The 15,129-nt window shown below is 37.6% G+C and carries 13 protein-coding genes; 12 read left to right on the forward strand and 1 reads right to left on the reverse strand.

From position 1 onward, the window contains the following. The first annotated feature begins 143 nt into the window (after window positions 1–143). The 12 genes from ABXT49_RS02535 to ABXT49_RS02590 all read left to right on the forward strand — a co-directional run bounded on the left by ABXT49_RS02535 (window position 144) and on the right by ABXT49_RS02590 (window position 14,497). Complete coding sequence (locus tag ABXT49_RS02535; protein WP_416652913.1) at window positions 144–959, forward strand: hypothetical protein; 816 nt, start codon at window positions 144–146, stop codon at window positions 957–959. 144 nt (window positions 960–1,103) lie between these two features. Then, window positions 1,104–1,928: a YgfZ/GcvT domain-containing protein gene (locus ABXT49_RS02540; protein WP_416652915.1), complete on the forward strand. Its 825-nt coding sequence runs from the start codon at window positions 1,104–1,106 to the stop codon at window positions 1,926–1,928. Beyond that, window positions 1,925–3,304, forward strand: a complete 1,380-nt coding sequence (gene nhaD / locus ABXT49_RS02545) for a sodium:proton antiporter NhaD (protein WP_416652916.1) — start codon at window positions 1,925–1,927, stop codon at window positions 3,302–3,304. Before ABXT49_RS02540 ends, nhaD begins: the two co-directional genes overlap by 4 nt. Continuing rightward, the gene (locus ABXT49_RS02550; RefSeq protein ID WP_416652918.1) at window positions 3,243–3,983 is read left to right on the forward strand and encodes a type III pantothenate kinase; all 741 of its coding nucleotides are present in this window, start codon (window positions 3,243–3,245) and stop codon (window positions 3,981–3,983) included. The genes nhaD and ABXT49_RS02550 overlap by 62 nt, the downstream gene beginning before the upstream one ends. Window positions 3,984–4,019: 36 nt before the next feature. Further along, the gene (locus tag ABXT49_RS02555) at window positions 4,020–5,219 is read left to right on the forward strand and encodes a tryptophan--tRNA ligase (RefSeq protein WP_416652919.1); all 1,200 of its coding nucleotides are present in this window, start codon (window positions 4,020–4,022) and stop codon (window positions 5,217–5,219) included. A 16-nt stretch (window positions 5,220–5,235) separates the two neighbouring features. After that, on the forward strand, window positions 5,236–5,970 hold the full coding sequence (locus tag ABXT49_RS02560; RefSeq protein WP_416652921.1) for a pseudouridine synthase: 735 nt from the start codon (window positions 5,236–5,238) through the stop codon (window positions 5,968–5,970). 111 nt (window positions 5,971–6,081) lie between these two features. After that, window positions 6,082–8,850 (forward strand): isoleucine--tRNA ligase, encoded by a 2,769-nt coding sequence (gene ileS, locus ABXT49_RS02565; RefSeq protein WP_416652923.1) that lies wholly within the window; start codon window positions 6,082–6,084, stop codon window positions 8,848–8,850. Then, on the forward strand, window positions 8,850–9,938 hold the full coding sequence (gene aroB, locus ABXT49_RS02570) for a 3-dehydroquinate synthase (protein WP_416652924.1): 1,089 nt from the start codon (window positions 8,850–8,852) through the stop codon (window positions 9,936–9,938). Before ileS ends, aroB begins: the two co-directional genes overlap by 1 nt. A gap of 16 nt (window positions 9,939–9,954) precedes the next feature. Next, window positions 9,955–10,242 carry an Asp-tRNA(Asn)/Glu-tRNA(Gln) amidotransferase subunit GatC gene (gene gatC, locus ABXT49_RS02575; protein ID WP_416652926.1) on the forward strand — a complete coding sequence of 96 codons (288 nt, stop codon included), beginning with the start codon at window positions 9,955–9,957 and terminating at the stop codon, window positions 10,240–10,242. Window positions 10,243–10,244: 2 nt separating this feature from the next. Then, window positions 10,245–11,687 (forward strand): Asp-tRNA(Asn)/Glu-tRNA(Gln) amidotransferase subunit GatA, encoded by a 1,443-nt coding sequence (gene gatA / locus ABXT49_RS02580; RefSeq protein ID WP_416653514.1) that lies wholly within the window; start codon window positions 10,245–10,247, stop codon window positions 11,685–11,687. 13 nt (window positions 11,688–11,700) lie between these two features. Then, on the forward strand, window positions 11,701–13,128 hold the full coding sequence (gene gatB, locus ABXT49_RS02585) for an Asp-tRNA(Asn)/Glu-tRNA(Gln) amidotransferase subunit GatB (protein WP_416652928.1): 1,428 nt from the start codon (window positions 11,701–11,703) through the stop codon (window positions 13,126–13,128). Next, window positions 13,112–14,497: a protein adenylyltransferase SelO gene (locus ABXT49_RS02590; RefSeq protein ID WP_416652931.1), complete on the forward strand. Its 1,386-nt coding sequence runs from the start codon at window positions 13,112–13,114 to the stop codon at window positions 14,495–14,497. Before gatB ends, ABXT49_RS02590 begins: the two co-directional genes overlap by 17 nt. Here ABXT49_RS02590 and ABXT49_RS02595 read toward each other — a convergent pair. Next, on the reverse strand, window positions 14,489–15,124 hold the full coding sequence (locus ABXT49_RS02595; protein WP_416652933.1) for a site-2 protease family protein: 636 nt from the start codon (window positions 15,122–15,124) through the stop codon (window positions 14,489–14,491). The genes ABXT49_RS02590 and ABXT49_RS02595 overlap by 9 nt on opposite strands. Window positions 15,125–15,129 lie beyond the last annotated feature (5 nt).

Here is a 15,129-nt window from a genome sequence, read left to right on the forward strand (position 1 = left end):
ACAACTATTTGTCTTATTTTTCCAAATAATTGTTGACATTAACTCTAAAGATGTTTATTATGTTTACATTGTTGCTCAAGAAGAGTGACATATGGGTGTTAAGGACTACCTTAACAATATAAATATTCTAAATGGAGAATAAAATGAAAAAACTAATCGCATTATTCGCGGTATCAACTTTGGCATCTACATCAGCCATTGCTGGTGTTGCTCTAAGCGGAACAGCTTCAGTAACATATGATGACAATGGCTCTTTGGCCTCTGCAACAACTCATGATGCTGATATAACAATTACTGGTACGTCAGGAACTACGACGCTTACTGCTACATATGATATGCATGGTACATCACTAGCGACTGAGGCAGTAGATTTGTCTACTACAATTGGTCCTATTACTGTAACTGCTGACATGTTTGACGTAGAAGAAACTAACGTTAACGATGGTGACGGTGATTACCTAAGTGATCTTGTTGAGCCTACAGATACAGGTGTATCAGTTGCTCTAGATGCTCCAATTGGTGACGTTACTATTGCTATAGATGATTCAGGTGACTTAACTGCTTCAGGTACTTTTGCTGGTGTTAGTGTTGCTGTTACTATGGGCGATGCAACTAAGACTGTTGTTGGTGCAAGTATTGCTGGTATGGACATTGACGTAACAAACGATGATGGTGCTACTACATGGGCAGTTGCTACTACTGTTGGTGGTGTTGATATTACTTTAGATAGTGAGAACGACATTTCAGCTACTATTGGTCTTACTGGTAACGAGTTAACTGTTACTTCAACTGCGTCTCGTGCTTACACAGCCGCTACTGCTACTAAGTTTGATGTAGCTGCAGCAGATTCATTTATTACAGTTGCTGTTTCACGTGACCTAACGTCAGGTGCAACTCTAGCTGCTACTTATAGTTCAGCTGATGATTCACTTACACTTGCGGCTTCTGTTGCTTTCTAAATTTATTTAGAATACACAGTTGACTTAGGAATAAGTTGATTCAATAAAAACCCAGAGCATGCTCTGGGTTTTTTTTATCTAATTCAAAATCTATTTGGTGAAAATAGATAAAATAGATGTTTTAATTTAAAGCTCAAGATTAATATGTATTGTCTTTTAGAGAATCGAGCACTTTTAAAAATATCTGGAACTGACTCTGAAGCTTTTCTTCAAGCTCAACTAAGCAATGATATTAGTAAATTAGATGACACTAGTGTTCAATTGAATGCTTATTGCCAACATCAGGGAAAAATATTAGCATTATTCTGGGTAATTAAATGTGAGGATGATTTTTTCCTTTCATTTCCATTAGATCTACTTGAAGCAATAAGGTCAAGGCTTCAGATGTTTGTAATAATGTCTGATGTTGATATTACAGACATAACAAAAAAATATATTCAAGTTGGTTGTATTAACGAGACTCATCAAAAAGCATTGGTTATCAATGATAAATTATCACTAATAATTACTGACAAAAAAAATATCAATCAATTTAATATGGAGCCAACAGTGCATTGGGATATGGCTTGTGTTGACTCCTCTTTGCCAGAAATCTTTTCAATTACTAGTGAAAAGCTAGTGCCGCAGATGCTTAATTTAGATATTGATGAGTTTGGAGTTAATTTTTCAAAGGGCTGTTATCCAGGACAGGAAGTTGTAGCGAGGCTTCATTACCTGGGCTCAGCAAAACGTCGTCTTTTTGCCTTTGATCTAGACTCAGAAGTAAATATTGGCGACTCTCTTTACTGCGCTTCTTCTAAGTCTGCAAAAGCTAGAGGTGCCCGTTATAAATCAAGCGGAATAGTTATATTTAGGATAAAATATAATTCGCATTTTTATTGTTTAGCCACCCTAGAGGTCGAGCTTAAAGATGCAAAAATAACTCTTAACAATGAACAAGGCCCAACACTAACAAGAATAAACAAATGAATAAAATATTACTGATAATACTTGGTTTAATTCCAAGCTTAACTTTCGCTTCATCGGATGCTGTAAATCTTGACTTAACGAGTCACTGGGCTGGCTATCTTGCCTTAACACTATTTGTTATTGCTTATGCCTTTGTGATGCTTGAAGAGTTCACACATTTTCGTAAGTCAAAGCCAGTTATTTTGGTTGCTGGATTAATATGGGGAATTATAGGTTGGGTGTATGCCTCCAAAGGGATACCACATGCAGCAGAAGCAGCTCTAAGGCATAATTTTTTAGAATATGCTGAACTATTCCTTTTTCTATTAGTAGCAATGACTTATATTGAGGCGATGCGTGAACGCCTCGTTTTCGAGAAATTGAAGGTATATCTTATATCAAAAGGATTCAGTTACAGGCAGCTATTCTGGCTGACAGGATTTATAGCGTTCTTTATGTCACCTATCGCTGATAATCTTACTACAGCTCTTGTAATGGGCGCAGTGGTCTTGGCAGTTGGTGCTGGGAATGCAAAGTTTATTTCGGTGGCGTTTGTGAATATCGTTGTTGCTGCTAATGCTGGCGGCGCGTTTAGTCCGTTTGGAGATATTACTACGCTCATGGTCTGGCAGAAAGGTCTGGTTGACTTTCAGCAGTTCTTTGTCTTATTCTTTCCATCACTGGTTAATTTTCTTATACCCGCTGCGATCATGCACTTTGCAATTAAAAATGAGAAGCCAGAGGTTGTAGACGAAGTGGTCAATATTAAGAATGGTGGTATTGTAATAACCTTTATGTTTTTGTTGACGATTGCAACAGCGGTAAGTTTTCATAATTTCCTGCATCTCCCACCAGCGATGGGAATGATGACAGGACTTGGATACCTTATGGTAGTGGGCTACTTTGTTAAAGTTAGGCATAACTCGAATGACCCAATTTCAGAGAGGTTTGATGTATTTAGAAAGGTCTCTAGGGCAGAGTGGGATACGCTGCTCTTCTTTTTTGGTGTTATTGTAAGTGTTGGTGGTTTAGGCTTTATGGGTTACCTAGCATTAGTTTCTGAGGCGATGTATGTTCAGTTGGGCGCTACCTATGCAAATGTTTTAGTAGGTATTCTTTCTGCCATCGTTGATAACATTCCAGTAATGTTTGCAGTATTGACCATGACGCCCGACATGTCTCTGGGTCAGTGGCTCTTGGTAACACTCACTGCAGGTGTTGGAGGAAGTATGCTTTCTATCGGATCGGCAGCAGGTGTTGCGTTGATGGGGCAATCACAAGGACACTATACGTTCGTCTCACACCTTAAATGGATATGGGCTATTGCTCTAGGCTATGTGGCAAGTATTTTCATGCACTTATGGATCAACGCAGCCCTCTTTGATGTCCCAATCTAGCCTCTTTATTGATATAGGTAACTCTGCTGTTAAGTGTCGTACATGTGACTCTGAGGTTTTTACTCAAGGCGTAGATCTTTTTTCATTAAAATTATTGCCCAAAGCTGATTTGGTTTGGGTAAGTGCTGTTGCACATCCAAATATCGTGCAAGCCATAAAGACTCAATTTTCTAACGTTAAGTTAGTAGAGCCGTTAAAGCAATATGGAAGATTAACCTTGTCCTATGATGATCCATCTAAGCTGGGTGTGGATCGTTTTCTTGCTATGCTGGCGGCTCTTGAGAGCTTCCCAAATCAACCTTTACTAGTAATTGACGCTGGAAGCGCAGTTACCTTTGACGTTATTGACGCTAAAGGAATGCACCAAGGCGGACTAATAATGCCTGGCATTCGTGCCCTAAGAGCAAGCTTTGCTAAGTTTTCAACAAATGATTTATCTATAAACACTTCTGAGCTGAAAAATAGTACTAAGGGTGCGTGGCAAAGCGGAACTCATGCAATGCTTGTGTCAGCTGTTAATTCTCAAATACATAATTTTGAATTAAAATACCCAGGCGGCGTTATAACTATCTGTGGTGGTATTGTAAAAGAGATAATTAAAGAGCTTCCTGTATCGGTTAAATCCTTTGATAATTTGGTTTTAGATGGCTTAGAAAGCTATAGCCAATCTATGGGATAATTAAGTAATTAACATTTAAGCCTTCTATTAAGCACTATGAAAGATCATCGAGTATTATCTGGAATGAGGCCCACAGGCCAATTACACCTTGGTCACTATCATGGTGTCCTAAAAAATTGGATCCAACTTCAAAATGAGTATGACTCTTATTATTTTGTTGCTGATTGGCACGCCTTTACAACTCACTATTCTGATAGAATTAATTTAGAAAAAAATGTTTCGGATATGGTTGTTGACTGGCTGGCAACTGGTCTTAATCCTAATACTTCTACAATTTTTGTTCAATCTAAAGTGCCCGAGCATGCAGAGCTTCATTTACTGCTCTCAATGACAACTCCTCTTAGCTGGTTAGAAAGAGTGCCATCTTATAAAGACCAGCAAGAAAAACTTAAAACTAAAGACCTATCGACCTATGGTTTTTTGGGCTATCCTCTATTACAAAGTGCTGACATATTAATTTATAAAGCTGGCCTGGTTCCAGTTGGTGAAGATCAGGTCGCGCACGTTGAATTTACCCGAGAAGTTGCAAGACGCTTTAATTTTATTTATGGTCGCGAAGCTGATTTTGAAGAGAAAGCCGAAGCCGCTGTGACTAAGATGGGTAAAAAACAATCAAAACTCTATAGAGCATTAAGAAAGTCTTATCAAGAGACGGGTGATGATGAGTCTTTGGTTAAGGCAAAAGCTTTACTTGGTGAGCAGCAAAATATTACTCTTGGAGATAGAGAAAGGCTTTTAGGATATGCAGAAGGCTTAGGGAAGATAATTTTAACTGAGCCTGAAGCTCTTTTAACTAAAGCATCTAAAATGCCTGGCCTGGATGGACAGAAAATGTCAAAATCTTATAACAATATGATTTCCTTGAGAGAAGAGCCTGAATCTGTCAAGCAAAAAATTAATAGAATGCCGACAGACCCTGCTCGCGTTAAATTAACTGACCCGGGTGATCCAAAAAAATGCCCAGTATCACAGTTACATCAAATATATTCATCAGAAGATACTCTCAAGTGGGTAAATGAAGGATGCACAAAAGCTAAAATAGGCTGCATTGAATGTAAGATGCCTGTTATAGAGTCAATTAACGCTGAGTTAGAGCCTATCCAAGAAAATATAGCGAAGTATCAATCCAATCCAAACCTTATACAAGAAATCATCTTTGAGGGTTCAGAGAGTGCAAGGGCAGTTGCGCGAAGCACAATGGAAGAGGTTCGTGATGCGATGGGTATAACCTACTAAAAAGAGATAAAACTAAATGTCAGAAAGACTACAAAAACTTATTGCCAATGCTGGTTATGGATCAAGACGATGGGCGGAAAGGCTTATAGAGCAGGGTAGAATTTCTGTTAATAACAAAGAAGCGACGCTTGGTGATAAGGCAACAATCGCCGATAAGGTAACAATTGATGGGAGGTTGATAGACCTAAAGCGTTACTCAGAAGAAGAGACTAAGGTGTTGATGCTCAATAAGCAAGCAGGCGTTATTTGTTCAAACAAAGATGAAGAGGGTCGTAAAAGTGTATTTGACTTCTTGCCCGAAAATACGCGTTGGGTTATGGTAGGACGACTAGACCTTAATACATCTGGTTTATTACTATTTACTAATAATGGAGATCTAGCAAACAAGCTAATGCATCCGAGTTCTGAAATAGATAGGGAATATGCAGTGCGCGTCTTAGGAAGGGTTAGTGATGAGGATATAAAACAATTAATTAACGGAATAGAGCTTGATGATGGGTTTGCTAAATTTCACAAAGTAACCCTTGGTGGTGGTGATGGTGCAAATCGATGGTATCACGTTGTTGTAAGGGAAGGCAGAAAAAGGGAAGTCAGAAGGCTTTGGGAGGCCTTAGATTTTAAAGTTTCAAGGCTTATTAGAACAAGATTTAGTGACATTCGGATGCCAGATAACTTGCGCGCAAATCAATCTGAACTTCTCAAACCCAAACAAGTCCAAGCGTTACTTAATGCAGTTAAATTGAAAGGCTAATTTAATGTTTTTTTATACGCTTTAATTTATTTTTCAAAAGCATTATCAATCTTGTTAAACCATATGTGTCAAGTATAATGGCGTTTTTATATAGAAAAAATTAACGCCTTAATGTCTGACTATAAAAACACCTTAAATTTACCTGCAACTGATTTTCCGATGAAAGCCAATTTAGCAAATCGCGAAGGTGGTTTCCTAAAAACATGGCAGGATCATGATTTATACCAACAAATTCGTCACAAGTTTAAAGGGAAGCCATTATTTGTGCTTCATGATGGGCCTCCCTATGCGAATGGAGATATTCATATTGGTCACGCAGTAAATAAAGTGCTAAAAGATGTTATTGTCAAAAGCAAAACCTTGTCAGGTTTTGACGCTCCGTACGTTCCAGGTTGGGATTGTCATGGACTCCCTATTGAACACATGGTGGAAAAAAAGAAGGGAAAGGTTGGTCATAAAATAAATGCTGATGAGTTTCGAGCTGCATGTAGGGTCTACGCAGATCAACAGATTGAAAAACAAAAGGTTGATTTTAAGCGTTTAGGGATTCTTGGAGACTGGGACAACCCATATCTAACTAAGAACTTTAAGTATGAAGCTGATATTGTCCGCTCACTTGGAAAAATTGTTAAAAATGGACACATTGCTAAGGGTTTTAAACCAGTACATTGGTGCACAGAATGCTCTTCAGCGCTTGCAGAAGCTGAGGTTGAGTATAAAGACAAAGGTTCTGATACAGTAGATGTGGCTTTTAAGATTATTGGTGATTTTTTTGATCTAGATAAGCCTATTTCTATTGTTATTTGGACAACAACGCCTTGGACGTTACCTGCAAATGAAGCGGTTGCTCTTAATCCTGAGTTGGATTATGTTTTAGTTGATGTAGGGGAGCAATACTTTATTCTTGCTGAAGATTTACTTGAGTCTGCTCTTGAAAGGTTTGACCTAAAGTCAAAGAATAAGATAGATAAAGTTTATAAAGGCTCTGACCTTGAAGGCATAATGCTTCAACACCCATTCTATGATAAGCAGGTGCCAATTATCTTAGGTGAACATGTAACAACAGAAGCTGGGACTGGTGCAGTTCACACAGCTCCTGCGCATGGCCAAGATGATTACATAGTCGGCCTTAAATATAATTTACCAGTAGAGTGCCCTGTTGATGGAAGGGGCGTTTTCATAGAGACAACTAATGGTGTTGCTGGAGAGTTTATCTTTAAAGCTAACAGCACTATTATTACCCTACTTCAAAATAAAGGCACTTTAGTAAAACACGAGCCCATTACGCACTCTTATCCTCATTGCTGGAGACATAAGACGCCTGTAATATTTCGTGCGACACCTCAGTGGTTTGTCTCAATGACTCAAAAGAAATTAAGAGATAAAGTCAATGAAGAGATTTTAAATGTTAAATGGATCCCTGATTGGGGTCAGAAACGCATTGAATTAATGGTTGGAAATAGACCTGACTGGTGCATTTCACGCCAAAGGTATTGGGGAACTCCAATTACTTTATTTGTTAATAAAAATTCTGGAGAGTTGCATCCTGAGACAGAATCACTATTTGAAATTGTCGCTAAAAAAATTGAACTTGAGGGTATAGAGGCCTGGTTTAAACTTAAAGTTGAAGATATTTTAGGTGATGAAGCGCCTGATTACGAAAAAACTACCGATACATTGGACGTTTGGTTTGACTCTGGCGTAAGTCATTATGCAGTATTGAAGGCAAGTGATCATTTAAGTGATGTCGCTGATATGTATCTAGAGGGCTCTGATCAGCATCGAGGATGGTTTCAATCATCTCTGTTAACTTCATGCGCAATTAATGGCAGGGCACCTTATAAGCAAGTTCTTACTCATGGCTTTACTGTGGATCAAAATGGTCATAAAATGAGTAAATCGGTTGGTAATGTAGTTCCCCCTCAAAAAGTTGTTAACTCGCTTGGTGCGGATATTTTAAGACTCTGGATTGGAAGTACTGATTACTCTGGTGAAATGACGGTGTCTGATGAGATTCTTAATAGAAGTGCTGATAGTTATCGCAGGATTCGAAATACAATGCGCTTTATGTTGGCAAACATGGAAGGCTTTGATCCAAGTAAAGATCTTGTAGAGATAGATCATATGCTCGTTTTAGATAAATGGATTGTTTCTAAGACTGCTGAATTACAAAAAAATGTTATTAGTGAATATGATGAGTACAATTTTCACTTTGCAATGAAAGCAATATTAAATTTTTGTACAAATGATCTAGGTGGTTTCTATTTAGATGTTATCAAAGATAGACAATATACTACTCAATCTGATTCTTTAGCGAGACGCTCTGCTCAGAGTGCACTATTTCATATTTCCCATGCCATGGTTCGTTGGTTGGCTCCTATCTTGACGTTTACCGCCGAAGAGATATGGCAATTTTTACCAGGTGCTTCAAACGAAAGTATTTTTTTACAGACCTGGTATGAAGGGCTGGAAGCTAAATTCAATAATCATTCAATTGATGTTTCTAGAGACATCAATGCCCATCTAAGAAAAGAACTTGAAGAGATGAGGCGTGTTAAAACCATTGGCTCATCGTTAGATGCTGAGGTCGATATTTACTGTGAAGATGAAAATTATCAGGCTCTATTAGAACTAAAAGATGAATTAAGGTTTTTGTTTATTACTTCAGATGCAAAAGTTCATCAGCTGAAGGATAAGCCAGCAAATGCTATTAATATTGATAACTCACTGGCAATCTTAGTTAGAAAAAGTGAGTATGAAAAATGCGTTCGATGTTGGCATCATAGGCCTGAAATAGGTCAAAATAAATTGCATAAAGAGCTATGTAGTCGCTGCATAGAAAATGTTACAGGTGACGGAGAAACTAGGATATTTGCTTAATGACGAATGATCAAACAATTCTAAATGTAGAGCTTGGCGATAAGTCATATCCAATCTATATTGGATGTGACTTATTGTCTCAAAAATCTTTTTTTGAAGATCATATAAGCGGTCAGCAAGTTATGGTTGTTTCTAACACAACGGTTGCCCCATTGTATTTAGATAGAGTGACTCAGTTACTAGATAACTTTACTGTGAAGGTCGTTATATTGCCTGATGGCGAGCAATATAAAACACTTGAAACTACAAACCTTATATTTGATGCACTTCTTCAAGAAAAGTTTGATCGGAGTGCCACTTTGATTGCTCTTGGCGGCGGTGTGGTTGGTGATATGACTGGTTTTGCTGCAGCGTCATACCAGCGTGGTATTAATTTTATCCAGGTTCCAACGACTCTTCTATCTCAAGTAGATTCTAGTGTAGGCGGTAAAACGGGCGTTAATCATGAGTTAGGTAAAAATATGATTGGCGCATTCTATCAGCCGCAAGCAGTTATCATTGATGTTGACACCCTAAGTACATTGAATGATCGTGAATACTCAGCAGGAATGGCTGAGGTTATAAAATATGGATTACTGGGTAATATTGATTTTTTATCCCATCTTGAAGCCAATATTGATCCAATTATGAAGCGTGATAATAGTTTGATTATTGATTTAATTTATCGCTCGTGTAAAGATAAGTCGATCATCGTTTCTCAGGATGAATTTGAGCATGGGAAGAGGGCGCTATTAAATTTTGGGCATACTTTTGGGCATGCTATAGAGAATACTTTTGGTTATGGGGTCTACTTGCATGGGGAGGCTGTTTCTATTGGTATGTGTATGGCTTCAATGCTATCGCAGTTCGAAGGAGAATTGTCCCAAACTGACTTTGAGCGAATTCAGAGTATTCTTAGTAAGGCTAATTTACCAATTAGCATAAGCAAGGGAGTTAAGAGTGAAAGCTTAATTCAGGCAATGTCAGTCGATAAAAAGGCAGTTGATGGTAGTTTGCGTCTTGTGCTTTTAAATAGTGTAGGAAGCTCTTTTGTTACTGGATCATATTCAAAAGAAAACTTTCAAAAAGTTATATCAAATTTTTGTTAATAAATATTAATTAAACATGTCATTAGATAAAAAACAAGTTAAAGAGATTGCCTATTTAGCTAGACTAAGTATTGAAGATGTAGAGTTAGAGCAAAGTACGTCAGAATTAAATAATATACTTAGCTTGATGGGTGATCTTAATGAAATAGATACTGGCGATGTTGAGCCTATGGCGCATCCACTGCATATGTCTCAGCGCTTAAGAGATGATGAAGTGACTGAAGAAAACTTAGCTGAAGAATTTCAAGCAATTGCCCCCAAAATAGGCAAGAGTCACTTTCTTGTCCCAACGGTAATTGAATGATGATGCATAATCTATCTGTTGCCGCTCTAATCAAGGGACTCAAAAATAAAGATTTTTCATCTGTAGAGTTAACCCAACATTATCTAAATCGAATTAATAAATCTAAGCTCAATGCATTTATCTCAGTGACTGAAAATCTTGCGCTTGCACAGGCAAATGAAGCAGACTTGAAAATAGCCAAAGGAGACAATACTCCTTTGACCGGAATTCCATATGCGCATAAAGATATTTTTTGCACTAAGGGCGTAAAAACCTCTGCAGGTTCTAAGATGCTAGATTCATTTATTTCTCCATACGATGCAACACTGAGTCATAAATTTAATTCAGAAAATATGGTAATGCTAGGAAAGACAAATATGGATGAGTTTGCTATGGGGTCATCAAATGAAAATTCCTATTATGGGCCAGTAAAAAACCCTTGGAACTTAAAGAAAATCCCAGGAGGGTCTTCTGGAGGTTCTGCTGCTGCTGTTGCATCTCGTATTGCTCCATTTGCAACTGGAACTGATACTGGAGGCAGTATTCGCCAGCCTGCGAGTTTGTGTGGAATTACTGGACTCAAGCCAACGTATGGAAGAGTTTCTAGATATGGGATGATTGCTTATGCCTCGAGTCTTGATCAAGCTGGCCCAATGACTCAGACTGCTGAAGATGCAGCAATTGTTTTAAATGCTATGGCAGGCTTTGATAGTAAAGATTCTACCAGTGCTTCTAAAGAAACTCCTGATTACACTAATCAATTAACAAACTCTTTGGATGGATTAAAGATTGGACTTCCTAAAGAATTTTTTTCCAGTGGCCTAGACCAGGGAGTTGAAAAAGTTGTTATGGATGCAATTAAAGAATATGAGTCGATGGGCGCTAAGATTCAAGAGGTCTCACTTCCTAATTCAATGCATGCAATTCCAACTTACTATATTGTAGCACCTTGTGAGTGCTCTTCAAATCTATCTAGATTTGATGGAGTAAGGTATGGGTATCGATGTGAAGATCCTAAAGATTTAGATGACTTATATTTAAGGTCTCGCTCAGAAGGATTTGGTAAGGAAGTGAAAAGACGAATTATGATTGGTGCCTATGCACTTTCTGCTGGTTATTATGATGCATATTATCTAAAAGCTCAAAAAGTTAGACAACTAATTAGTGAGGACTTTAAAAAAGCTTTTCAAAGTGTTGATGTCATAATGGGGCCAGTTTCCCCAACACCTGCTTTTGATTTAGGTTCTGTTAAGGATCCTGTCTCGATGTATTTAGCGGACATTTATACTCTTTCAGTAAACTTAGCAGGGCTCCCTGGAATGAGCATTCCTGCAGGCTTCTCAAAAGAACTGCCAGTAGGTCTTCAGCTGATAGGTAATCACTGGTCTGAAGAGCTTTTGCTTAATACTGCCCATCAGTTTCAATTAAAAACTGATTGGCATACTTCCTCACCAATTGAATTATAGAGGATAGTTTATTATGACTTGGGAAACTGTAATTGGACTGGAAATACATACGCAATTAAAAACAAAATCAAAAATATTTTCTGGTGCATCTACTGAGTTTGGTGCAAAAGCAAATACTCAGGCATGTGCTGTTGATTTAGGGTTTCCTGGCGTCTTACCTGTTTTAAACAAAGAGGCAGTTCGAATGGCGCTTAGATTTGGCTTGGCAGTTAATGCAACTATTAATAAGCACTCTATTTTTGCGCGAAAAAATTATTTTTATCCAGACCTCCCAAAAGGCTACCAAATTTCACAGTTTGAAATTCCAATTGTTGGAAATGGAACAATTAATATCCCACTAGATAATGGCGAAAAGAAGATGGTAGGAATTACCCGTGCACATTTAGAAGAAGATGCAGGAAAATCAATCCATGATTTATATGATGATTACACAGCAATTGACCTGAATCGAGCAGGAACACCATTATTAGAAATAGTATCTGACCCTGATATGAGTAATGCTAAAGAAGCAGTTGCTTATGCTAAAAAAATTCATGCATTGGTTCAATATATTGATATTTGTGATGGAAATATGCAGGAAGGATCTTTTAGGTGCGATGCTAATGTTTCTGTTAGAAGAGAGGGTGAGGAGTTAGGTACTAGAGCTGAAATAAAAAACATTAACTCATTTAAATTTTTAGAAAAAGCTATTAATCTCGAGGTTGAAAGGCAAATAGATATTTTAGAAGATGGAGGCTCTGTAGCTCAAGAAACTAGACTTTATGACTCAATTAAAAATGAAACACGGTCTATGCGCTCAAAAGAAGAAGCTAATGATTACAGATATTTTCCTGACCCTGACTTACTACCTGTTGTTATTGATGATGAGCTTCTTAAAGAAATTAAAGATCGACTGCCTGAACTTCCTACTGAAAAGAAGGCTAGGTTTATAGATAAGCTTGGGTTGAGTGAATATGATGCTGAAAACCTAACCTCGCAAAAGGCAATGGCTGATTACTATGAAATTATCATTGATAAGGGTGCAGATGTTAAGCTTTCAGCAAACTGGGTTATGGGCGAGCTTTCAGCCTCTCTAAATAAAAATCAAATTGATATTCAGGATTCACCAATATCAGCCTCTGAGCTTTTTAATCTAATTTCAAGAATTACTGATAATACTATATCAGGAAAAATAGCTAAAGATGTCTTTAGGCTCATGTGGGATGAAAAAAGAAGTGTTGATGAGATAATTAAAGATCAGGGCTTAGAACAAATGACAGATATTGGTGCTTTAGAGCCCATCATTGATGAAATCATTGCAAAAAATCTTAATCAAGTCGAGCAATTTAAAAATGGAAACACTAAGCTTTTAGGTTTTTTTGTTGGCCAAGTAATGAAAGCTACTCAGGGGAAAGCAAATCCAAAACAAGTTAATCAAATTTTAAATGATAGGCTCTCTTAAATACTTAAGTTTAGGCGATGATTACTTTGCTCAAGTTGAGACTAAAAAGCTTGAGAATAGTAAATTAGTTCATGTAAATCAAAGCCTTAAAAAAGACCTTAACTTAGACATGAGTGATGAAAATCTTTTAAGTATCTGCTCAGGTGAGAAAAAATTGGATGATGTAAATCCTATTTCTACAGTTTATGCAGGCCATCAGTTTGGTTACTTTGTGCCGCAGCTTGGAGATGGGCGCTCATGCCTTATTGGTGAAATTAGTAACTTTGAGGTTTCTTTAAAAGGAGCTGGAACCTCTCCCTTTTCTCGAGGTGCTGATGGACGAGCTGTTCTTAGATCAAGTATTCGAGAGTATTTATGTTCTATAGCCATGGAGGCTTTAAATATACCAACCACGAAGGCTTTAGCTCTTGTTGCGAGTGATACCAGTGTTTACCGTGAGCACCTAGAAAATGCATCAATTGTAACTCGTGTTGCAGAAAGCCATATTCGTTTTGGCCACTTTGAATTTTTTGCAGCTAGAGGCCAAACAGAAAACGTAAAAAAATTAGCTGATTTTGTTATTAAGCATCACCTGCCTCATGTTGATCAAGAAAATTATTTAGAATTGTTCAAGGAGGTAGTAAGGTCAACAGCATTAATGATTGCGCGATGGCAGGCCCAAGGATTTGCTCATGGCGTAATGAATACAGATAATATGTCGATCCTAGGGCTGACTATTGATTATGGACCATTCAGCTTCATGGAGACTTATAATCCTGGACTTATCTGTAATCATTCTGATACGCAGGGCCGGTATTCATTTGAAAAGCAGCCATCAGTCGCATTATGGAACTTACACCGCTTAGCTGATGCACTCAAGTCTCTTGTTAATGAGGCTCAGTTAAAAGAAGCTATTGCAGAATATGAACCGTCTTTAGTTAAAGAATATTCTTCATTGATGAGGAGGAAATTTGGATTACTGGAGGCTAATGATCAAGACAACTCATTAATTAATGAGTTTTTAGAGTTGCTTTATACTAATAAAAAAGATTACCACCGTTCTATGAGACAACTTTCAAGTGAGAGCGAGCATACATTGGGGGCTAATTTTGATTCTTGGTTTGAGCGTTATAAGGCTAGAATTGAAAAAGAGACTTCAAAGATGAATCAAAGGGTAACTATGATGCACAAGGTTAATCCTAAATACATTTTAAGAAATTATTTAGCTGAAGTTGCAATTCGAAAAGCAGAAGATTTAAATGAATACGATGAAATTGAAACTCTTTTCCAATTACTCAAAAAACCATTTGACAGCCATGATGGATATGAATCTTACGATAGTGAGCCCCCTGAGTGGGCTCAAAATCTAGAGCTTAGTTGCTCATCCTAATAATAACAAAGCAAACTGAAACCAGCTTAAAAGTAATCCCACGACTGGAAGAACTAAGTAATTAAAGCCACCAATAAACATAAGCCCAAGTAATATAAATAATCCATATTGCTCAAGTTGATTATATTGATATGCAAGACGATTTGGAAGAAGGGCACTGATTACTCTAGATCCATCAAGTGGAGGTATTGGTAGAAGATTAAAAACAGCTAAAACACAATTTACCATTATTCCGATACGGCCCATTTCTATTAAAACAGGAATATTCATATTAATAGCGAGAATCATAATAAACAGCCAGCATATAGCCATAAATAAATTTGCTCCTGGGCCCGCCAAAGCAACCCAGATCATTCCAGATTTTCCAGAGCGCAAGGCATTAAAATTAATGGGAACTGGCTTAGCCCAACCAAAGATAAATCCAGATGAAGATATTAATAAAAGCAATGGAATGGCAATTGTACCAACTGGATCGATATGTTTTACTGGATTGAGGGTAACTCTCCCCATCATTCTTGCAGTATGATCACCTAATTTACTTGCAACCCAGCCATGAGCAGCCTCATGAAGGGTGATTGCAAAAAGTAGAGGAATAATATAAATTAATAAAGTTTGAAAATCAGGCATTAGGT

The sequence above is a fragment of the Candidatus Pseudothioglobus sp. Uisw_086 genome (assembly GCF_048085745.1).
Classification (GTDB): Bacteria; Pseudomonadota; Gammaproteobacteria; order PS1; family Pseudothioglobaceae; genus Pseudothioglobus.

Excerpts from the sequence above, each read along its gene's own strand:
- ABXT49_RS02535 (WP_416652913.1), top strand. The coding sequence starts at position 144 with ATGAAAAAACTAATCGCATTATTCGCGGTATCAACTTTGGCATCTACA.
- ABXT49_RS02540 (WP_416652915.1), top strand. The coding sequence starts at position 1,104 with ATGTATTGTCTTTTAGAGAATCGAGCACTTTTAAAAATATCTGGAACT.
- nhaD (WP_416652916.1), top strand. The coding sequence starts at position 1,925 with ATGAATAAAATATTACTGATAATACTTGGTTTAATTCCAAGCTTAACT.
- ABXT49_RS02550 (WP_416652918.1), top strand. The coding sequence starts at position 3,243 with ATGTGGCAAGTATTTTCATGCACTTATGGATCAACGCAGCCCTCTTTG.
- ABXT49_RS02555 (WP_416652919.1), top strand. The coding sequence starts at position 4,020 with ATGAAAGATCATCGAGTATTATCTGGAATGAGGCCCACAGGCCAATTA.
- ABXT49_RS02560 (WP_416652921.1), top strand. The coding sequence starts at position 5,236 with ATGTCAGAAAGACTACAAAAACTTATTGCCAATGCTGGTTATGGATCA.
- ileS (WP_416652923.1), top strand. The coding sequence starts at position 6,082 with ATGTCTGACTATAAAAACACCTTAAATTTACCTGCAACTGATTTTCCG.
- aroB (WP_416652924.1), top strand. The coding sequence starts at position 8,850 with ATGACGAATGATCAAACAATTCTAAATGTAGAGCTTGGCGATAAGTCA.
- gatC (WP_416652926.1), top strand. The coding sequence starts at position 9,955 with ATGTCATTAGATAAAAAACAAGTTAAAGAGATTGCCTATTTAGCTAGA.
- gatA (WP_416653514.1), top strand. The coding sequence starts at position 10,245 with ATGCATAATCTATCTGTTGCCGCTCTAATCAAGGGACTCAAAAATAAA.
- gatB (WP_416652928.1), top strand. The coding sequence starts at position 11,701 with ATGACTTGGGAAACTGTAATTGGACTGGAAATACATACGCAATTAAAA.
- ABXT49_RS02590 (WP_416652931.1), top strand. The coding sequence starts at position 13,112 with ATGATAGGCTCTCTTAAATACTTAAGTTTAGGCGATGATTACTTTGCT.
- ABXT49_RS02595 (WP_416652933.1), bottom strand. The coding sequence starts at position 15,124 with ATGCCTGATTTTCAAACTTTATTAATTTATATTATTCCTCTACTTTTT.